Source organism: Thermodesulfobacterium hveragerdense DSM 12571, from assembly GCF_000423845.1.
Taxonomy (GTDB): Bacteria; Desulfobacterota; Thermodesulfobacteria; order Thermodesulfobacteriales; family Thermodesulfobacteriaceae; genus Thermodesulfobacterium; species Thermodesulfobacterium hveragerdense.
In genome coordinates this window covers 57090-78514 of sequence record NZ_KE384097.1, presented here as the reverse complement: position 1 = coordinate 78514, position 21425 = coordinate 57090, and the positions used below count along the sequence as shown (strand labels likewise).

The window sequence follows — 21425 nt, the reverse complement described above, 5'->3', positions numbered from 1 at the left end:
ATGAAAGATGTTTACTCGTTTAGGTTTTACAGATTATAAATTTTATAAACAACAGGTTATAGAAGCTTTTGAGATCTACAAATCTTTAAGGGGAGAGGTTAACGATGGAGTAGATCTTGAAAGTCTTTCCAAAAAGGTGGAAAACTTAAAGAACAGTCAATTTTTGGTGGCGGTAGCCGGCGAGGTAAAGGCAGGAAAATCAAGTTTTATAAATAGTTTAATAAAAGAAGAGATACTTCCTACCGATGTTTTACAGGCTACCAGTGCACTTATCGAAATTTTTTATGCTAAAAAACCTTTTTTAAGAGTTACTTACGCCTCAGGTAGGGTAGAACTTTTTGAAGAAGAATCAAAAGAGATTTTTAGAGAGAGACTTAAGTCGATTGCCTCTATTCCTGAAGAATACAGGGATATTCCGGTAACCTTGATAGATCTTTATATTTTAGAACACGATAAGGTTCCTCTGATAGACGATGACTTTATAAAGTACTTAGAAGAAAAGTCAGGAATGGAAAGACTTAAGGAGGTCAAGTATAAACTGGAACAATATGCTATGGATCGTAGTAAAGATAAAATCCCGATAAGGATAGAGCTTGGATATCCCTTTGATTGGGATTTTGACGAGTTACGTTTTGTTGACATGCCAGGGGTTAACGCGGTAGGAGGGGTATACGATATTTCTTTTTCTTTTTTGGATAAAGCTAACGCTGTCCTTTTTATCCACCCTATTAAACCGGTGGAATCTGAGTCTTTCAAAAGGTTTGTTTCTTCGGTTATTACTAAGAAAAGTAAAGATGTACTGTTTTTAGTTTTAACCCATGCTGCGGTTTTTCATGAAGAAAAAGAGAGATTGTTAGATGAGGCTAAGCGTATTTATGGTTCTATTATTTCGTCTGACAGGATTTTTGCGGTAGATAGTGTTCTGAAGCTTATTTATGAAGAGCTAAATAAGGGGAAACCTTTAGCTGAAATAAAAAAAGATAAGAGTAAAAGAAAATGGGTAGTTTATTTTCAGGATTTGGCAGACGAAGAAGGATTAGATGAAAAAGAAGCTTTTTTAGAGTTTTCTGGTTTTAAACAACTACTTCCTAACCTTGAAAGATTTTTGGTTGAAGCACCCTTTTCTATTTTAACCGAGGTTTTAGAGACTATTAAAGATGGTTATAAAGAACAGATAAACCATTATCAAGAAACGATCGCTTTACTTCAAAGTCAGAAAAAAGATCGAGAGGAGTTTTTAAAAGAGATAGAAAGAAGACAGGAGGGTTTGAAGAAGTTAGAAGCTTACTGTTATTTAGTTTTGGAAGAAGCTATGACCATTTTTAGAGGGGTTCATTCTCCTGTAGAGACTACTTTAAATGAGTTTAAGTTTAATTACTATGAATTTTTTTTAAAAAGTTCCGATTTAGAAGAATTGAGAAAGTATTATCGAGATGCTGAAAATGATTTAGACCAGATAGTGAGAGAAAACCTGCAAAAAATTACTGAATTTTTTAAAGAAAAGCTTAAACAAATAGGAGAACAGTTTAAAGAGGAATATAACATAAATTTACCCAAAATAGATTTTAAGGCCATAGAAGAGAGCTGTAAAAAGAGAGTGGTAAAAAGGGAAGAAATCGTAGAAGAAAGGATAGAAGATCTATTTGAGAATTGGAATTTTCTTAAACCTTGGAAATGGTTTAAATCTGGGCGTACAAAAAAGACGGTTATAGGTACTAAAGAGGTGTTAGATGAAAATATGTTTTTTAAGACTTTGAAAAACAATCTGATAGAAAATTTTGTGGAAATCATCGAGAAATTGAGAGAAGAGTTTTACAGTGCTTTTGATTTTTATAAAAAAAGGATTACTTTAATTTTAGAAGAAAAGAGAAGGGGTTTGGAAAAATTAAGACAAGAGTTAAAATCAAACGAACTTATAGATTATGAAATTCTTATGTTAGAAAAGAACATTAACTTGATCGAAGGTGAGATTAAAAAAATCGATAATTTAAAGAGTGCTCTTATATGTTAAAGAAAGAGACTATAAAAAACATAGAAAGTCAGCTTGATAAAGACATAGATAAAGAAATCGAGTTGATTAAAAATGAACTTTTTTATTTTTTAGATAAAGATTTAGACATGTTTTTTTTAAAGGAGTTTGTCAAACATTATCCGAGAAAACTTCTGAGAGAAAGGTCTGAGGTTTTACTGGATACAGTACTTAATTATCTTATGAAAGAGGTGTTAGAACAAATTAGAACAAAAGGCTCAGACGTTCAGTATGCCTTTTCTAAAGAAAACTTAAGAGAAAAAATAAAGGATTGGGCTTTAGTTAAAGAAAACAGGTATAATCCTTCTCTACTTAAATTGAAAGAGGAAGAGACCATAGTAGAAAAAACTATTACTGTAGCACCAGGTGTAGTTGTTAGTGCTGGAGGGATAATCGCTATAGCTTCAGTCCCTGAAACTTTAGTTTTAAAAGCTATTCCTGCGGTCTCTACTTTAGCAGGTCCGATTTATATCTTTAAAAAAATAAAAGAAAAAAACAAGAGATTAAAAAAAATATGGAAAAAAGAAATAAACAGTTATTTAGAAAAGGCTAAAAAAGAGTTGAAATTTTGGTTGATAAAAGTGATCGAAAAGTTTGAAAAAGAACTGAATGATTTTTGTAAAAAATTGGCATTATAACTTGACTTTATGTTTAAAAAAAATATTATAATAAGGATATGAATAAAATTTTTGACTTAAAAAACCTTAAAAGTTTGTTAACTTTTAAAAAACCTCAAAAAGATGCTTATATAGGTGTAGATATAGGGACATACTCTATCAAAATAGCAGAGGTGGTTTTAAATAAAAACGATATAATCCTTACTAATTTCATCCAGGGAAAAACCTATCCGAATGTTATCGTAAACGGAATAATCAACGATTTTCAATATCTAAGCACTAATTTAAAAAATATTTTTGAAGTTTTTCAACCAATTTCTAATCAAATTAATCTTTCTCTTTCGTATGATGTACTTATATATGATTCTTTTCAATCTCAATATATACCTTCTGAAGAAGAAATAAGAAATAAGCTTAATGAAGACGTTCCCTATAATTTAGATGATGTTTATTACAGTTATTTTATCTTCCCTATGCAAAATAGTTATAAGATTCTTTATTTGGTTATAAAAAAGGATATAGCTCAACAGTTTGAAAATCTTTTGAAAGGCCTTAATTTTAGCATAAAAAACATGGATGCAGATTTTATAAATATTCACAACCTTGTAGAGTTTTTAGAAGGGGAAGAAAAGGCCAAACTAATCGTCGATTGGGGAGAAAGTAAGGTTAGACTTCTTTTTTCTACCAAAGACATTCCTGTATACAACCGAGAACTTTTTAATCTTGGTTTGAAAAACCTTAAAAAAGAAATAAGAAAGCTGGTTCCGGATAAGGACATGGTAGAGATGGTAATGGTTAATCCTTCTAATTTTGAGAAATTTCAAGAGGTAAAAGAAATTTACAAAAACTATATCAACGAAATCATAAAAGAAATTCAGTACACCATCGAGTTTGTACAAGGTAAGTTTAATTTAATCTTAGAAGTAGTATATCTGGTAGGAGGAGGAGCAAGAATTTTAGATATAGAAAAGATTTTTACTTCAAAACTTAAACTTGAAACCAAAAAGATCAATCTACAAGATAGGATCGAGATAGACTCTAATGTTGACCCAACTTATCTTAAGATCATAAACACTCAAGGGGCGAATGCTGTAGCTGCAGCTTTGAGGGAATTTATATGATCATTAAGTTTAATCTTTTACCTAAACCTAAGGAAACAGTAAAGGAGGAAATTCATAAAGAACCTTTCAGGTTTTATAAACTTATCATACCTTTAGTTATTTTTGTATTATCTGTGATGTTAAGTGGTATTATTTCTATGGAAAAACAGAAGAAAGACCTGATTAAAGAAAAAACAACTAAAGAAACTAAGCTTAAGGAATATAAGATGGTAGCGCAAAAGGTAGAACAACTTGAAAAGGAAAACGAAGAGGTTAAAAGAAGGATAGAAACCATTTTATCTCTTAAAAAGGATAGAGAAAAAATTTTAAAAAGATTAGATGTTGTCCTTAGTAATCTTGGTAAAACTCAGGTTTATTTTAGTTTATTAAAGATAAGCTCTAATCAAACCAAGATAGAAGGTATAAGTGCTGATATGAAAGAAGTGGGTGAATATTTAAGAACTTTAGAAGAAAAAAAGGATATAGTAAGACAGGTAAACATTACCCAGGTTAAAAAACAAGATAAGCTGGTAGAATTCCAGGCTGAGGTTAGTTTTTGATGAAGGCTTTGATCGAAAGAGTTAAAGCTTGGGATGAAGTTACCCCTAAAAGAACAAAAATACTTCTTTTGATTGTTTTAGTGATAGGTCCCCTTGCGTTGTTCTATCAGTTTTATTATCAACCCAGTAAAGAGGCTATAAATATTTTAGAAGAAGACGTTAAAAAGTTAGATTTGGAAATAGCTAAATATTCTCAGGTTGTTAACAAACTTGATTTTCTTAATAAACAAATGGCAGCAAGAAAAGAATTTTTGGAAGTGGTAAAGACTATCTTTCCTGATGAAAAGGAGATACCTGTCATCCTGCAAAAGATAGCAGAGCTTGCTAAAAAGAACAACTTAGACTTAGCCTTGTTTAAACCAGAGAAGGAAGAGCTAAAAGATTACTATAAGATCATTCCTATTACTGTTGAGCTTGTAGGAGATTTTAGCAACATGATAAATTTTCTAAACGAGATTCAAAAGCTTCCTCGTTTAGTGGTAATAAACGAACTTGAGTTTAAAGTTAAGGATAAGAGGCTTACCCTTGGATTAAACTTAAGTACTTTTCAGTATACAGGTAAACCTTTAGAAACTAAAGAGAGTAAGGAAAAGAAATGAAATCTAAGGTTTGGGTGATAAGTTTAGTTTTGATTGGTTTTTTAATAGGATGTAATAAAAAGAAAGAGGAACCTATTTCTCCCAAGATGGGGGTAAATGCAAACTTAATCGATAAGGAACTCGACACCTGGAAGGTTGAGCTTGCTAAAGAACCTTATATAATAAACTCTAAAGAGGTTAAAAATCCTTTTATTGCCCCTGTAGTAGGTAAAACCATAAGTTATGAAAATGTCCTTTCTATACGTTTAGTAGGTATAGTTGATAAACAAGGAAAAAAGTGGGCTCTTATTCAGGACGAAAGCAAGATGGGTTATCTGGTTAAATCAGGAAGTAAGATAGGAAATTACAGGATCTTAAAGATAGAAAAGAATCAGATTTTGGTAGAAGAAGAGATTACCGACCTTTATGGCAATCGTAAAAAGGTACAAAGGGTTTTAAGTTTAGTCAAGGAGTGAGTTATGAAGATAAGGATATTTATTTTTAACATGTTTATATTTATTTTAGCTTTTACGTTTATTTTAAGTTTGGGAAGGGGTGAGGTAAAGGCTAAGACCAATCTAAGAGAGGTTTTTTACTTGAAACAACCGGTTGATACTTTGATTTTTGAGTTTGACGGAAAACCCCAATATACCTTAAATGTTGAAGAGACTAAATTAACTCTATTTTTACAAAACGTGGTTCCTTTAAAATCAAACTGGGTAAAAACTTTACCCAAGGATTTGATTAAAGAAGTAGATGTTTCTTTAGAAAAGAATGGGATTAGATTAAATTTAATCTTGACCAAAAAGTTTAACGTTCAGGTAAAAGATTTAGAAAATAAGATTTTGGTTGAATTTTTATGGGAAAAACCTGTTAAACCAGTCAACGTGGTTATTAAAGATAAAAAAGTAGAAACCTTGGAGGAAAAAACTTTAAAGGAACTAAGGAATATTTTAGAAAATAAGATAACTACCCAACCATACGAGATTTTTTTAAACGAAAGAAGGGTTACTCTTCCTCTTTCTGAGCTTAAATATAAAGGTATTCCTATAACGGTTGATTTCCAAGGGGCAGACCTACATGCCGTTTTAAGGCTTCTTTCAGAGGTAGGTGGTATTAATATTTTGGTGAGTGATAAAGTTAACGGTATAGTTACCCTTAAAGCCAAAGATGTTCCGTGGGATCTGTTATTAGATGCGATAATCTCTAACTTTGGTTTAGCGAAGTTGAAAACAGAAAATTTGATTGTGATTGCTACGTTAGATGAGGTCAAAAAATATGCAGAACAGTATAAAGATTACTTAAAGGCTGTAGCTCAGGGTAAAGAGGGTATTAAAGCAGAAATAGAAGCTCAGCGAGATATTTTTGATGCTTTACAAAAGGTTCAAGAAGAAAAAAACCTGCTTATTACCAAAATTTTTACGCTTAAGTATTTAAGAGCAAGCAAGGTCATAGACCTTCTAAAGAGCCATCGTTTTCCAGAGAAACTTCAGGAGTTACTTAAGGATCCTAATAAAATAACCTTTGAACCTCTGACCAACACCATCATAGTTAAAGCAACTCCTAAGATATTAGATGAGGTTGAGGCAATCATCAAAGCCATAGATAAACCAAGGCCTCAGATAATGATAGAGGCAAGAATAGTAGAAATGAGAGATGAATATGCACATAAATTGGGTATTAAGTGGGGAGGAGCTGCTTGGAAAAGAACGGAACATAGTATTTGGGGTATTGCTCCAGGTCATTCTATCACCACAAATGATACCATGACCACAAAAACACCAAGTATTAACGTTCCTAACACAACCATCTTTGATTTAGGTGTTGCCAATAGCATAGCAAATTTAGGGGTTGCTTTAGGTTATTTTGGTGCTACCACGGCTGTGCTTGATGTAACTCTTTCTGCTCTTGAAGAATCAGGGGTTGCAAGGGTTCTTTCAAAACCTCAAATTTTAACCCTTGATAAGGAACAAGCTATAATACAGCAGGGTTACAGAATTCCTTATTTGAGTTATGCAGCTAACATTAACCAAGCAACTGTAAGTTTTATAGATGCAGGGTTAAAACTTTTGGTAACCCCTTCTGTTACCCCAGAGGGTAAAATTTTTGTAGATGTGGTTATAGAAAAGTCAGAACCTGATTGGGGGCGTACAGTTCAAGGTGAACCAACTATTAATACCAGTAACATTTCTACCTCTGCTTTACTTGATAATGGAGAAACTTTAGTAATAGGAGGGGTTAAAATAAATAACATTTCTGATAACATAGATAAAGTTCCTGGGCTTGGAAGTATTCCAGGCGCAGGAGAATTTTTCAAAAGAAAAGAAAAAACGTTGTCTACCAGCGAACTTATGATTTTTATAACCCCAAGAATAGCCTATATCCCTATTGAAGGGATAGATTATTAAAAATAAAACATGTCTGAAGTTTGGGTAGTAGGGGGAGGGCTTGCTGGTTCTGAGGCTGCCTGGCAGCTTGCGGTTAGAGGGGTTAAGGTTGTCCTGTTTGAGATGCGCCCTACTAAACTTACCCCAGCCCATAAAACAGACTTATTAGCTGAACTTGTATGTTCAAACTCCCTTCGTTCTAAAGAGCTTACTAAGGCTGTAGGCCTTTTAAAAGAAGAACTAAGGTTTTTAAAATCTTTGATACTTGAGTCGGCTTTAAACGCTGAAATTCCCTCAGGCAAAGCTTTAGCAGTAGATAGAAAACTTTTTTCTGAGTATATAACCCAAAAACTTTCTTCTCATCCTAACATAAAAATTATCAGAGAAGAATTAACGGAGATTCCTAAGGATAAGATAGTCATTTTAGCCACAGGACCTCTTACCAGTGAAGCCATGACTAAAGCTTTGGCAACCCTGATAGAGGTTCCTTATTTACATTTTTATGATGCCATCTCTCCGGTGGTTTATGCAGAAACCATAGATTGGGATAAGGTGTTTGTGGCAGACCGTTATGGAAAAGAAGAAGGATCTTATGTAAATTGTCCTCTTACTAAAGAGGAATACGAAATGTTTTGGGAGGCTTTGATAAAAGCAGAAAAAGTTCCTCTACATTCCTTTGAAGACCCAAAGTATTTTGAAGGATGCCTTCCTATAGAGGTGATGGCTGAAAGGGGGAAAGAAACCCTGCTTTATGGTCCGATGAAACCTGTAGGATTGGTAGATCCAAAAACAGGTAAACAGCCTTATGCAGTAATACAACTAAGGCCTGAAAATCGGGAAAAGACTTTATACAACATGGTAGGGTTTCAAACCAAGCTTAAATATGAGGAACAAAAAAGGGTTTTTAGGCTTATTCCAGGGCTTGGGCGTGCAGAGTTTGCAAGGTTAGGTTCTATTCATAGAAATACCTTTGTTAATGCCCCTTTGGTTTTAAGTCCTACCCTTCAGCTAAAAAAAAGTTCTAATGTTTTTTTAGCAGGACAACTTACAGGTGTTGAAGGTTATGTAGAATCTACTGCCATGGGTTTTTTAGCAGGAATTAACGCAGAAAGGTTGATTAAGGGAGAGCCTTTATTAATTCCTCCTAAAGAAACAGCTATCGGGGCATTGGTGCACTATTTGGTTGAAGGAAATCCTAAGTATTTTCAACCTATGAACATAAACTGGGGACTTCTCCCTCAGCTTGATAAAAAGGTTAATAAAAATCAAAGATATCAGTTAATGGCAGAAAGGGCACTAAAGGCCCTTTCTGAATGGATCAAAAAAAATCAGGTGTTATAAAGGTTAAAAGTTGATGGGACCGGCGATATAGCCTTTTACCACAGGGATGTTGGTATCTTTGTCAACCTCTAACCAGACGATATCTCCTTCAATCTTTACGATCTTTCCAACGATACCACCGGTGGTAAAAACTTTTTGTCCTGGCCTTAGTTCAGAAAGAAATTTTTGATGCTCTTTCATTCTTTTTTGTTGAGGTCTGATAAGAAGGAAATAGAAGATTACAAAGATGATGATAAGAGGTAGAAGAGAGACGATAAAACCTATTAGTCCTCCTTGAGGAGGTTGTCCTTGAGGGGTACCCATAGCCCAAAGATTAGAAACTAAGTTTAAGTCCATAAAACTGCCTCCTTTTAGGTGGTTTTTTATTAGGTGGTTTTTAAATATAACTCTTTAATTTCTTGAATTAGGTTCAACAAGGTTTCTTGTTTGATGCTTTGTTTTATTTTTTCTATAAGTTTAGCATAATAAAATAGATTGTGAAGGGTTAATAGTTGATAGACCAAAAGTTCTTTGGTATGAAAAAGATGTCTTAGATATCCCTTAGAAAAGTTCCGACAGGTATAACAAACGCAATTTGGGTCTATCGGTTCAGAGTCGGTTTTGAATCTGGAAGATTTTATCGATAAAGGTCCTTGAGAGGTAAAAAGACTTCCTCTTCTGGCATTACGGGTGGGAAGGACGCAATCAAACATGTCAACCCCTCTGGCTACTGCCTCAGCAATATCAATCGGAGTTCCTACCCCCATAAGATATCTTGGTTTATCCTTAGGCATAAAACTGGTTGAAACTTCGATCATTTCGTTTCTTAGTTCTAAAGGTTCTCCTACTGAAAGGCCTCCTATCGCATAGCCGTCAAACTCAAGAGAAGTGATAAAAGAAGTGCTTTTTTGTCTAAGGTCTACAAACATACCTCCCTGAATGATACCAAAAACGGCTTGTTTGGTGTTTTTGTGTCTTTGTCTATATTTAAAAGATTCTAAGGCCCATCGGTGGGTAAGTTCAGTAAGGGCTTTAGTTTCTTCATAAGATAGCGGATAAGGAATACATGTGTCAAGGACCATCGCTATGTCAGAACCAAGTTTTGTTTGAATTTCTAAAGCCTCAATCGGGGTGATAAAATGCTCTGACCCGTCGAGGTGAGATTTAAAAATGATTCCGTCTTCTTTTATCGTTCTAAACTGCGATAGACTGTATACTTGGAACCCTCCGCTATCTGTGAGGATAAGTCTTGGCCACCTCATAAATCTATGAAGTCCGCCCAAATCTTTGATAGCTTCAGCCCCAGGTCTTAGGTAAAGATGATAGGTGTTAGCTAAAACTATTCTATAGCCTAAAGAAGCTATGTTCTCAGGAGGAACAGCTTTGATGGTAGCCTGAGTACCTACAGGCATAAAGACTGGTGTTTCAACCACCCCTCGGTGGGTGATTAACATCCCGATTCTGGCCTGGGTGGTCTGGCTTTCGTATAAAACGTGGAACTTAAACATCAAAATTAAGTGTATTTAAGGATAGTTTTTACTGCTTCGACAAAAGATTTTTTATGCCTTTTTAGGGTTTCTTCATCTACGCAAAAAGAAAGTCTTATATGGTTTGATACACCAAAACCACGCCCTGGCACAGCCAATATCAGATGTTCTTTTAGTTTTTGGCAGAAGATAACATCATCCATCGGTACTTTAGGAAAGATAAAAAGTCCACCTTTAGGTTTAACAAACTCAAGCCCTGCCTCTTGGAGCATATCGCAAATAAGGTCCCTTCTTCTTTTATAAATATTGGTTTCTACCTTTGCAAAAGCGCACTCTGCAGCCAACCTTTGAGCTAAAGCCGGTGCGTTTACAAACCCTAAAATCCTATTGCAGAGGATTAATCCTTCCAAGATGAGTTTCTTAGATTGTATCTCAGGATGAACGGCTACAAAACCTATCCTTTCTCCTGCAAGAGAAAGTTCTTTAGAAAAGGAATAGGCAATAAGACTGTTTGGATAGTGTTTAAAAATAGAGGGTACCTGATGATTATCGAAAACTAAATTTCTGTATGGTTCATCAGAAATTAGGTATATAGGATGTCCAAAGGTTTTACTTTTTTCTGTTAGAAGTTCAGCAAGACCTTTTATTTCTTCCTCGGTATAAATTTGCCCTGTTGGGTTGTTAGGAGAGTTTATCAGGACTATTTTGGTTTTTTCGGTGATATTTTGGTCTAAAGCCTCAAGGTTAAGGGAAAAATCCGGATTGGTAGACACAGGTTTAGGTATACCTTGATGGTTTTCTGTATAAAAGATGTATTCTACGAAAAATGGAGAAGGGAAAATCACCTCTTCTCCTGGGTTGAGAAGAGTTTTAAAAATGACATTTAAAGCACCAGCTGCACCACAGGTCATAATTACGTCTTCGGAGGTGAGCGTAACCCCTTGTTCTACACTCACCTTTTTAGCCATTACCTCTCTTACAAAAGGAAATCCAGCATTAGACATATAACGATGAAAGTAGGGTGTATAGTTTTCTACAAAATTTTTTAAGGCTTCTTTGACTTGAGGAGGAGGGGGAAGGTCTGGATTCCCTAAGGTTAGGTCTAAAACTTGGTCCTCACCATGAGTTTTTTTAAGTTTTATCCCTTCTTCAAACATCTTTCTTATCCAGGAACTTCTCTCCAGATAGTCTTTGATTTGCTGTGAAACCATGGGTTTTCTCCTCAAAAATATTATAGATTTTTAAAAATTTCTGGCGTAAAACCTGAGGTTTGGGATATTTCCCATAGGGTTTCAAAAGCTTTTAAAATCAATGGGTCATCTATATAAAATCTATAACCAAAGCAGGCTGAGTTTACCGAAGGAATAAGCACTTGTCCTTCCATCCAGTCAAACTGCAGAACTAAATGTTGGTGTACAAATCCCTCCTGAAAAGTAAGGGTCATAAGAGTTTGGTCAAACCATTCAACCGTCCATAGATGGGTATACACATATACGTTAGGTTGGTTAGGAGGGGTAAAGCTTGCCTTTTCAAAAGGTAAATCCCTAAGTTTATTAAGAATTTCGTAAGATATGGACTGGATTGCCCGATTGTCTATAAGATGTTTTTCTCCTTCTTCCAAGTATAAAAAATATTCCTTAGTTGCTCCTCCTTCAGTAGAGAGGATTTCTACCCAAGCAGGTTTGGTAAGGTATAACCTTACAGGAGAGGCTTGATGCTTGACTTTATCATACAAAGAAAGAAAGTGAGAAAAATGAATAGGAAGGACTGGAGGTGGCTCGTCATGTTCATCTTTAGCTTTAAAAATTAAAAAGTTAAAGTCAGGTGAAATAAAGATAGACTGGTCTTTAGTTTTTTTAAGAGATTTTAAGTAAGATAGAGGAGCTAAACTTTGATCTGAGGATAACTTTTGAATCATCGTATGTACCCTTTTCCAGTTAAGTTTTGATCTAAATTTTAACATTTTATAGAAAAAGTAAAAGGGTTGACCATGAATTTTAGATATCATAGCTAAAGAAATTTAAGAAAGTTCCGATAAAAAATACAAAAGAAAAAAGAAAACCAAAAAAGGAGGTGCCTGATATGGCAGTGAGGATTAATTTTAACGAAGGAGCAGCGCAGACGCATACAGCGTTGTTAAGGAACGAGAGGTCGTTGAACAAGAGTTTGTTGAGGTTGTCGACAGGGAACAGGATTTTGAATGCGGCAGACGACTCAGCAGGGTTATTTATTGCGGACATGCTTGGAACGGTTGCGAAGGGGTATGAGCAGGGAAATCGTAACATTCAGACAGGGATTTCAGCTTTACAGATCGCAGAGGCTTCAGCAGGACAGATCTTTGACAAGCTTCAGGAGATTTATGTGAGGGCCCAGAACGCGGCAAACGACATCAATGATCCCACGGCAAGGCAGGCTTTGCAGCAGGAGATAAGGAATTTTGTTGAGGCTATACAGAAGATAGGAGCAGACACGGAGTATAACGGTATAAAGCTTTTAGATGGGACGTTTAAGGACAAGTATATACATTATGGAGCTAGACTTGAGCAGACGGTATATTTGTCGGTAGATGATATCAGGGCACAGAAATTGGGAGCTCATATGGTAAAAACCAGTGGTAACAAATCAGGTGGTGGTACAAACGATGCTATCACAGACTTTACAGATTTTGTTTCTACCACTTCACAAAACATAACTGTTGGCGGCAGAGTAATTGAAGCAACCATAAAAAATGTTAATGGTTCTGCAACCAACTACATCCTGGATGCAGGGTATATGGCAGAACAGATAAACGAAAAATTGAATGATGTAGGTTTCAAGGCTAAGGCTATAAATGTTAGTGTTGGTGAAAAGTATACAGGTATAGCTAATGTTGCTACTTCTGCTACCTTAACTTTTTATGTAGGGGATAAATCTTTTAATTTTACCGCGGAAACAACAGTTTCTCTTGATGAGCTTGTTGAGAAGATTAATCGTGCGGCAGCAACAGCTAATGCTGATCTTACCGCATCAACCGATGCAGGAAGACTTGTGTTAACTTCATCTAAAGGTTATACCATAGGTGTTGAGATTAATCTTGCAAGCGGAAGTGGAGTAATAAATGTTAACCAGATTATAAACGACCTGAGTAATGCTTCTTCAGGGACGGTAACCGCATCTAACAACAACGCAACTGCGGTTGCTGCGATGAAGGTTGGAGACCTTTATATTGCTAATGACAAAGACTTTAGTTTGGCTTTAGGGTCAGTAAGTGCTACTGCTTTAGGAAATTTTGAAATAGGAAGCTCAGCAGGTTCTCAGTTTAAGAATCTTTATTCTATAGATGTGACTTCAAACGAAGGTGCAGAGGCATCGATGCTTATTGCAGAGGTAGCGTTGAGGAAGGTTGATACCATAAGGGCACAGATTGGTGCGACGATGAACAACCTTCAGTCTATTTTTGACAGTCAAAAGGTAGCTTATGACAACACCAAGGAGGCTGAGTCTGTGATTAGGAATACAGACTATGCGAAGGAGATGGCAGAGTTTACTACTTATCAGATTCGTATGCAGGCAACGGTTGCGATGCTTGCTCAGGCAAATACTCAGCCACAATTAGTGCTTCAGTTGTTGAGGTAGTAAGATTTAGAGGGTGGAGGCAGGGGTTATCCTGCTTCTGCCTTTGTTTATGCTTAAGAGAGGGGCGGGTCTAAACCCGCCCTTTTTTATTTTTTTCTGTCCTTTTCTGTCAAAAACTTTATAAACCAATCGTTTTGTTTTTCTCTTGATAAATAAAAAAATCGTGCTATAGTTAAAAATTAATGTAAGTACTTACTAAAAAGGATGATAAGATGGGCAAAAATACAAAAAAAAGGATTCTTGAAGCTGCCTTAAAGGTTTTTTCAGAGAAAGGGTTTTTAGGGGCAACCACCAAAGAGATCGCTAAACAGGCTGGGGTAGCTGAGGTAACTCTTTTTAGACACTTTGGTTCTAAGGAAAATCTTTTTGCAGAAACCATAAATCAGTATTCTTTTTTACCTAAACTCAAAGAGATTTTGTCTGAGATAAAAACTGAACCTCCAGACATTGCTTTAAAAAAGATAGCTCGAGAGTTTTTAAACGTTCTTGAGTCTAAGAAAAACTTGATAAGAATCATGTATACAGATTTTTACCGATATCCTGATTATATAAAAAAGATTCACGAATCCATCGTAGAAAGCATCATAGAACTTATATCTTCATATTTTAACGAGTTAATAGAAAGGGGTATTTTTAGAAGAGTAAATACACAGTTTGCAGCGAGAGCCTTTTTAGGGATGTTTTTTTCTTACTTTTATGCTAAAGAAATCAAAGAGTTTTTAAACATCAGAAAAAATGATTTAGAAACAATTATAGACTGTTATGTAGAATTTTTTATAAAAGGAGTTGGCCTTAAACCCTAAGCGAAGGAGTAGTCTATATGTTTAGGATATTAGTCTGGACATTTATCATAAGTTTAAGTCTTTTCGGTTGTTATAAGAAAAATGGAGAGCAACCAAAACCTATGGTCGTACCTGTAACTGCTTATCAGGTTCTTCAACCTAAAGATCATAAGGTTGAATTGGTCTATCCTGGTAAAACTAAGAGTATTTCTTTTGTAACAGTATCGGCAAGAATTACCGGGGTATTACAAAAGCAGTATTTTAAGGAAGGGGATTTTGTTAAAAAGGGTCAGGTGCTTTTTTTGATAGAACCTGATTTGTATGAAGCTAATTATAGAAGTGCAAAGGCTAATTTAGAAAGAGCCCTTGCCGAGTATGAGAAAGCAGAAAAAGATTGGAGAAGGATAGAAGCATCTTTTAAAGCAAAGGTAGTAAGTGAACAAGAAAGAGACTTTGCCCTTTCTGCTTATAAAACTGCTAAGGCAAATGTTGAATATGCTAAGGCCCAGTTAAGACAAGCAGAGATAAACTTAGGCTACACCAAAGTTGTAGCCCCGGTTTCTGGTATTGTAGGACAGAGAATGGTAGACGTAGGGAATCTGGTAAATCCTGGTACGCCTTTGGTAACGATAAACCAGATAGACCCTATTTATGTTGATTTTTCTTTTCCTGACAGAGATTTGGTTAAATTAGGGTTCGAGATCACCAAAAAGGGGCTTATGGGACTAAAAGGTCTAAACCTTGGCTTAATCCTTGAAGGTAAAACTTATCCTTATTCAGGGGTGATAGATTTTGTAGACACCATCATCGATGAAAAGACCGCATCAGTTAAAGCCAGGGGACTTTTTAAAAATCCTGAAAGGATTTTACTTCCAGGGCAGTTTGTGCAGGTTGTAGTAAAAGGTATCACAAGAAAGAACATAATCCTAATACCTCAAAAAGCTGTGTTTCAGACACCTACCGGTCCTGTGGTCTGGATAATAAAGGATAACAAGGTACAGCCTCAGCCAGTAAAACTTGGAGAAACTTCAGACGAGTATGTAGTGATAGAAGAAGGCCTTAAACCAGGAGATATTATAGCTTTAGACAATCTCCTTAAGCTCAAGCCAGGTGTTCCTGTAAAGGTGGAAAAGGTAGTTGGAGAATAAGTATGATTTCAAAGTTTTTTATAGAAAGGCCGAGATTTGCGGCAGTAGTTTCTATCTTTTTTGTTTTGCTTGGGATTTTAGCTATACAAGTACTCCCTATCCAAGAATATCCAGCCCTTACCCCTCCTCAAATAATGGTTAGAACTGTTTATCCTGGGGCAGACGCCGAAACTGTTTTAAAAACAGTAGTTACTCCTTTAGAAGAAAGTATTAACGGTGTCCCTAACATGATTTATATGTCAAGTACTGCTTCTTCAAGCGGAGATGTTAACATAAATGTTTACTTTGAAGTAGGGACTGATGTTAACGTTGCGAAGATGGATGTAAATAACAGGGTACAAATGGCCTTGAGTAAACTTCCTGAAGAGGTAAGAAGACAAGGAGTTCAGGTAAGAGAACGTTCCCCTGACATTGCTTTGGTGGTAGCTTTTATCTCTCAGGGAGGGGTAAGAAGCCCGGTAGAAATTTCTAACTTTGTTTTGATAAACGTGGTAGAAGAGTTAAAGCGTATACCCGGGGTAGGAGACGTTGTAATTTTTGATGATAAAAGTTATTCTATCAGGGTTTGGTTAAAACCCGATAAACTTGCTAAATATGGTTTAACCCCGATAGAAGTAGCCCAAGCTATTGCGTCTCAAAATCAACAGTTTTCTGCAGGAGGTATAGCTCAAGAACCTACAGATAAGGCTTATAGTTTTTCTTACACCGTAAAAGGAGATCCAAGGTTTGAAAAGGTTTCTCAGTTTGAAAACATCATCTTGAGGTCAAATCCTGATGGGTCTAAGCTACTTTTAAAGGACGTAGCAACCGTAGAGCTAAGTTCAGAAAACTTTAACAGACAGTCTTTTTATAAGAAAGACCCTGCTATCCTAGTAGGTATTTTTTTGGCCCCCAATGCTAACCTTTTAGAAGTAAACAAAAAGGCAAAAGAGACGTTAAAAGAACTTTCGCATAACTTTCCAGAGGATATAAAATTTTATTATCCTTATGACCCAGCTCCTTATGTTAAGGAAGCTATCAAAGAGGTTATCCTTACTTTTGTGATAGCTTTAGTTTTGGTAGTGTTTGTTATCTATCTTTTCTTAGGGAGTTTAAAGGCTACCATCATCCCTGTGCTTGCCATACCTGTTTCTATCATTGGAACATTTGCTGGCATGTATGCCTTAGGTTTTTCTATCAACCTTCTTACCCTTTTTGGTCTGGTATTAGCCATAGGACTTGTGGTAGATGATGCCATCATCGTGATAGAAAATGCAGAAAGAATAAAGAGGGTTAAAAGGCTTTCTTCTAAAGAAGCAACCATCGAGGCTATGCAAGAGATAACAGGGCCTATCATAGCGATAGTACTTGTGCTTTCTGCGGTTTTTATCCCCGCAGCCTTTTTAGGAGGTTTTACCGGTGCTTTTTATCGTCAGTTTGCCGTAACCATCGCTATTTCTATGATCCTCTCTGGAATTGTAGCTCTCACACTGACCCCAGCCCTTTGTGCAAGATTTTTAGAGGAAGAGCATAAAAAGATGCCTTTACCTATTAGATTGTTTAATCTATTCTTTTTTAAAAGTAGAAAGTGGTTTGTAAACACAGTTAAAAATTTTCTTAGATTTGTACCGATAGGAATAGCGGTATTTATTTTTGTGGTAATAGGAACTATATTTTTTATCAAACGTCTACCTACAGGACTAGTGCCTTTTGAAGATAATGGTCTTCTTAATATCTTTACTAACCTACCTCCAGGATCTTCATTAAAAAGAACGATAAATGTTGCCAACGAAATAAGTGATACCTTAGCCAAAACCAAAGAAATAGAGGAGTGGATAAACATAGCAGGTCTCGATTTGCAAACTTTTGATTTTAAAAGCGATTCTTTGACTACTTTTATTCATCTAAAGGATTGGAAAGAAAGGAAGGGTAGAGAACATTCTTCATTTGCTTTGGTTCAGAGATTAAATCAACAATTTGCGAAAAACCGGGAGGCTTTAATCTTTGTAGTAAATCCACCTCCTATTAGAGGCATGAGTTTGGTAGGTGGTTTTGAAATGTATATCCAGGATAGGTCAGGAAGACCTCTTTCTGACCTTTATAAATATGTTCAAGAGATAGTGGCTAAAGCTAATCAAAGGCCTGAACTTACCGCAGTTAGAACTACTTTTGTTCCTAATGTTCCTACTTATAAGGTTACAGTTGACAGAGAAAAAGCTAAGGCCTATGAGGTAGATGTAGATGAAGTTTATCGTACTTTAAACATCGTGTTTGGTAAATACTATGTTAATGATTTTAACCTTTACGGTAGAATTTTTCATGTTAACTTAGGTGCAGAAGGTGAATATCGTGATGATTTAAGAGATTATAGTTATGTCTATGTTCGCTCAAAAAATGGAAACTTGATCCCTATCAGTAGTTTGATTAAAGTAGAGTTAATCCCAGATGCTCCTATTTTAGAAAAATTTAATATGTTCGTAAGTGCTAAAGTTTTAGGAAATCCTAAGCCTGGATATACTTCAGGTGATGCTATCAAGGCTATTTCTGAGGTAGCCAAAGAAGTTTTACCTCCAGGATATACGATAGCCTGGGCAGGAACGTCTTATCAGGAGGTCAAGGTACAAACTAAGGGTAATTTAGCCCTTATATATGCCTTAATTTTTATTTATCTTATCTTGGTTGCGCTTTATGAAAGCTGGAGTGCTCCTCTTGCCATCCTCTTAAGTGCACCTTTTGCCCTTTTTGGGGCAGCCTTGGGATTAAATCTTTTTGGTTTACAGAATGACATATATTTCCAAGCAGGGCTTTTGGTTTTGATCGGACTTTCTGCCAAAAATGCTATTTTGATCGTTGAGTTTGCAGAAGAAAGGTTAAAACGTGGTATGGGGTTGGTTGAAGCAACGATAGAGGCTGCTTATCTCAGGTATAGACCGATTATGATGACCTCGTTTGCTTTTATTGCCGGGGCTATACCTCTTATGTTTGCAAGTGGAGCTGGAGCTCACAGCAGAATGATCATCGGAACAACCGTGGTTATGGGAATGACCTTTGCAACGTTGTTTGGGGTTTTCTTTATACCTCTTTTTTATTACGTGGTGGTAAAATTAAGAGAGAGACTTTCTAAAATAACGGGAAGAAAATGAAAAAATCTAAACTAACGATTTTAGGTTTAAGCATGTTTTTGGTTTTTGGTTGCTCTTTAGCCCCAGAGCTTAAGAAGCCTGATCTACCTTTACCTCAGAGTATTAGGTTAGAAAATGGGACCGTTAGCTTAACAGATAACTGGTGGAAAAACTTTGATGATCCTTACTTAAACCAGCTGGTAGAAGAGGCCCTAAAAGCAAACGATGATCTTATGATCGCGCAGTCTCGTGTGGAACAAGCCTTAGCTATGCTTGGCAACCTAAGGGCTCAGCTTTATCCTTATTTTGGTTATCAAGGTCAGGCTGAAAGAGGTAGAAATTCTGAATATACTGGTCCTCTTGGAGGCAAAACAGATTATTCCTTTTCTTTTTCTGGTTTGGTGTCTTATGAGATAGACCTTTGGGGTAAACTTAGAAATCAAGAAAAGGCAGGTCTTGCAAGGCTTTTATCTGCTAAAGCTAACCAAGAAGCTTTAAAAATCAGCCTGATTGCAAACGTAGTCTCTACCTATTTAAACCTAACTTCAACCACCTTGCAACTTAAAACCGCCGAAGATTACGCCGAAAAGCTTAGAGAAACTTACGAATATAGAAAAACTCAGTTTCAAAAAGGTTTGGTTAGCAAAATAGTTGTAGAACAGGCTAAGGCAGAGTATGAATCTGCCAAATTAACGGTAGAAACTTTGAAAAATCAAAGAGAAGTTTTGAAAACTGTTTTGTCCGTCCTTTTAGGAAGAAGTCCTAAGGAGATTTTTGAAAAAAATTTTTTGGTAAGGCAGGATTTACCTCAGCCTTTAAAACCTCCCTCAGTTTTACCTTCTGAAGTTTTGGTGCGCAGGCCTGATATCATCGCGGCAGAAGAGACCCTTAAAGCCGCTAACTTTGAGATAGGTGTAGCCAAATCAGCCTATTTTCCGAGTATTTCTTTAACAGGTGCTTTAGGGTATAAAAGTAATGAGTTGTCAAACCTTATTACACATTCAGCCTCTTTTTGGAATCTGGGACTTTCTTTAGCAGGACCGATACTTGATTTTGGTAGAACTAAAAGCCAGGTAGAACTAAAAGAGGCTCAAAAGAGGGAGGCTTTGTATACCTATGTAAAAACCGTAAAAACTGCTTTTAAAGAAGTATATGATGCTTTGGTAGCCATAGAAACAGCAGAGAAAAAGTTGGAAGTTCAAAAGGAGCGATTAGCCTCTTTAGAAAAGGTTCTTTCCCTTTCAGAAAAAAAGTTTGAACAAGGGTTGATTGATTATTTGGTGGTAATTGATGCTCAGAGAAACTATCTCAACGCTAAGCTTAACCTAATCCAACTACAAACAGACCTTCTTAATGCCTATGTTAATCTTTACAAAGCCCTTGGAGGCGGTTACTCTTATAAAGAAAACTTCAACTTTAATGGAAAATAAAGTCTACTTAAAAGAAGAAGATTTAGGCTTTCAACCTAAGTGGTCTGAGATTTTTAACAATTTAAACCCTATTTATGTAGAGATAGGTATAGGAAACGGAGAGTTTATCGTTCATTTAGCCAAAACTTACCCTCATTTTAACTTTGTTGGCACCGAGTTTTGCCGGGAGGTTTTAAGAAAGGCTTTAAAAAGGGCAGAAGGAGAAGGTCTTTCAAATTTAAGACTCTTACCGATGGAAGGGACCAAACTTCTTATTAAAGGGTTTACTTCAGAAAGTATCTCTGGACTTTATCTTAATTTTCCAGATCCTTGGGATAAACGTAAGAAAAGACGAAACAGGTTAGTTAATGAAGCGTTTGTATGGTTGCTTGCAGACCGGCTTAAAGAAGGTGGATTTTTTCGGATGGCAACAGACCATAGACCTTATCTTGAGGAGGTAGTAAAATTATTTACCACTAATGAGGCTTTTTCTCCTCTTTGGGAAGAGCTTATAAGAACTGAGATAGAAGATTTTTATCCTACCAAATATGCAAGAAAATGGCTTTCTCAAGGTCTACCTTTATATTTTACCGGTTTTAAAAAGATAAAAAGGGTTAGGTTGCCTGATTGGATAAAAGAGAAATATTCTTTATTAAGGTTAACGAAGGAGGACTATGTGCCCATAATAAGTGTGTTGAAGGTAAAAGAATTGCCAGATTTTCGAGCCTTGGCTAAAGCTATATCTAAGGGCATTTTATACCAAAGCGAAGGGGATTTAATAAAGGTTTTAGATGTTTATACCAAAGAAGATGGGTTACTTATAGACCTCATAGTGTTAGAAAAGAGTCTGCAACAACGGTTTTTTGTAGCTGTAAATCCTTATGAAACCAGAGGGATTCTTATTTCTGTTCATAGTTCAGACCATCCTGACCCAACAGATGGAGTCCACCTTGCTATCTCTTTGATAACTCACAAAATCTGGTCTTTTTTACCTGAGGCTGAGCTAATAAAAACTACCTGTAAAAATAAAATTTTTAATCTAAGCAAAACTTTAGTATAGCCTTACAAATTAATTTTATGAGTACGCTCTATCAAACAATTGCGTTAATGGAGTAAGATTAAAGCTATTCTTTATTTTTCTTCTCACTAAAAATGGAATAGCCACCGAATTTAGAGGTTTTCCCCTGTTCGTTTATAATTGCAGATATTTTAAGCAACTCAGACCACTTACCAATCACCAGATTATTTTTAAATAAGGAAGATTTCTACATTCAGTAGAAGCAAACAAACTA

Annotated in this window: 18 protein-coding genes; 14 read left to right on the top strand and 4 right to left on the bottom strand. The window is 35.8% G+C overall.

Features of this window, described 5'->3' with window-relative positions; genetic code table 11:
• The first annotated feature begins 7 nt into the window (after positions 1-7).
• From G580_RS10770 to trmFO, 8 genes are read left to right on the top strand one after another with little or no spacing between them, the layout of a single operon-like run.
• Positions 8-2011 (top strand): dynamin family protein, encoded by a 2004-nt coding sequence (locus G580_RS10770; RefSeq protein ID WP_051173334.1) that lies wholly within the window; start codon positions 8-10, stop codon positions 2009-2011.
• On the top strand, positions 2005-2667 hold the full coding sequence (locus G580_RS0108955) for a hypothetical protein (protein ID WP_028841855.1): 663 nt from the start codon (positions 2005-2007) through the stop codon (positions 2665-2667). Before G580_RS10770 ends, G580_RS0108955 begins: the two co-directional genes overlap by 7 nt.
• Before the next feature lie 38 nt (positions 2668-2705).
• The gene (gene pilM, locus G580_RS0108950) at positions 2706-3767 is read left to right on the top strand and encodes a pilus assembly protein PilM (RefSeq protein ID WP_028841854.1); all 1062 of its coding nucleotides are present in this window, start codon (positions 2706-2708) and stop codon (positions 3765-3767) included.
• On the top strand, positions 3764-4306 hold the full coding sequence (locus tag G580_RS0108945) for a PilN domain-containing protein (RefSeq protein WP_028841853.1): 543 nt from the start codon (positions 3764-3766) through the stop codon (positions 4304-4306). The genes pilM and G580_RS0108945 overlap by 4 nt, the downstream gene beginning before the upstream one ends.
• Positions 4306-4905, top strand: a complete 600-nt coding sequence (locus tag G580_RS0108940; RefSeq protein ID WP_028841852.1) for a type IV pilus inner membrane component PilO — start codon at positions 4306-4308, stop codon at positions 4903-4905. The genes G580_RS0108945 and G580_RS0108940 overlap by 1 nt, the downstream gene beginning before the upstream one ends.
• Entirely contained in the window at positions 4902-5360 is a 459-nt protein-coding gene (locus G580_RS0108935; protein WP_028841851.1) for a pilus assembly protein PilP, read from the top strand. Before G580_RS0108940 ends, G580_RS0108935 begins: the two co-directional genes overlap by 4 nt.
• 3 nt (positions 5361-5363) lie before the next feature.
• Positions 5364-7292, top strand: a complete 1929-nt coding sequence (locus G580_RS0108930; RefSeq protein ID WP_028841850.1) for a secretin N-terminal domain-containing protein — start codon at positions 5364-5366, stop codon at positions 7290-7292.
• A 9-nt stretch (positions 7293-7301) separates the two neighbouring features.
• Positions 7302-8612, top strand: coding sequence for a methylenetetrahydrofolate--tRNA-(uracil(54)-C(5))-methyltransferase (FADH(2)-oxidizing) TrmFO (gene trmFO / locus G580_RS0108925; protein WP_028841849.1), 1311 nt, complete (start codon positions 7302-7304; stop codon positions 8610-8612).
• Positions 8613-8615: 3 nt separating this feature from the next.
• On the opposite strand, the gene yajC is transcribed toward trmFO, so the two are convergent.
• From yajC to G580_RS0108905, 4 genes are read right to left on the bottom strand one after another with little or no spacing between them, the layout of a single operon-like run.
• Complete coding sequence (gene yajC / locus G580_RS0108920) at positions 8616-8948, bottom strand: preprotein translocase subunit YajC (RefSeq protein ID WP_245542865.1); 333 nt, start codon at positions 8946-8948, stop codon at positions 8616-8618.
• A 29-nt stretch (positions 8949-8977) separates the two neighbouring features.
• On the bottom strand, positions 8978-10105 hold the full coding sequence (gene tgt / locus G580_RS0108915; RefSeq protein WP_156874820.1) for a tRNA guanosine(34) transglycosylase Tgt: 1128 nt from the start codon (positions 10103-10105) through the stop codon (positions 8978-8980).
• Entirely contained in the window at positions 10105-11289 is a 1185-nt protein-coding gene (locus tag G580_RS0108910) for a pyridoxal phosphate-dependent aminotransferase (RefSeq protein ID WP_028841846.1), read from the bottom strand. The genes tgt and G580_RS0108910 overlap by 1 nt, the downstream gene beginning before the upstream one ends.
• Before the next feature lie 20 nt (positions 11290-11309).
• Positions 11310-11996 (bottom strand): hypothetical protein, encoded by a 687-nt coding sequence (locus tag G580_RS0108905; RefSeq protein WP_028841845.1) that lies wholly within the window; start codon positions 11994-11996, stop codon positions 11310-11312.
• A 164-nt stretch (positions 11997-12160) separates the two neighbouring features.
• Between G580_RS0108905 and G580_RS0108900 the strand changes: the two genes are divergently transcribed.
• The 6 genes from G580_RS0108900 (at position 12161) to trmB (ending at position 21193) form a co-directional block, all read left to right on the top strand.
• A complete protein-coding gene (locus G580_RS0108900; protein WP_028841844.1) occupies positions 12161-13693 on the top strand; it encodes a flagellin N-terminal helical domain-containing protein in 1533 nt (510 codons plus the stop codon).
• A gap of 212 nt (positions 13694-13905) precedes the next feature.
• Positions 13906-14496 carry a TetR/AcrR family transcriptional regulator gene (locus G580_RS0108890; RefSeq protein WP_028841843.1) on the top strand — a complete coding sequence of 197 codons (591 nt, stop codon included), beginning with the start codon at positions 13906-13908 and terminating at the stop codon, positions 14494-14496.
• A gap of 17 nt (positions 14497-14513) precedes the next feature.
• Positions 14514-15623 (top strand): efflux RND transporter periplasmic adaptor subunit, encoded by a 1110-nt coding sequence (locus G580_RS0108885; protein WP_028841842.1) that lies wholly within the window; start codon positions 14514-14516, stop codon positions 15621-15623.
• A 2-nt stretch (positions 15624-15625) separates the two neighbouring features.
• Entirely contained in the window at positions 15626-18745 is a 3120-nt protein-coding gene (locus tag G580_RS0108880) for an efflux RND transporter permease subunit (protein WP_028841841.1), read from the top strand.
• Complete coding sequence (locus G580_RS0108875; protein ID WP_028841840.1) at positions 18742-20154, top strand: efflux transporter outer membrane subunit; 1413 nt, start codon at positions 18742-18744, stop codon at positions 20152-20154. Before G580_RS0108880 ends, G580_RS0108875 begins: the two co-directional genes overlap by 4 nt.
• Positions 20144-21193, top strand: coding sequence for a tRNA (guanosine(46)-N7)-methyltransferase TrmB (trmB, locus tag G580_RS10765; protein ID WP_051173333.1), 1050 nt, complete (start codon positions 20144-20146; stop codon positions 21191-21193). Before G580_RS0108875 ends, trmB begins: the two co-directional genes overlap by 11 nt.
• Positions 21194-21425 lie beyond the last annotated feature (232 nt).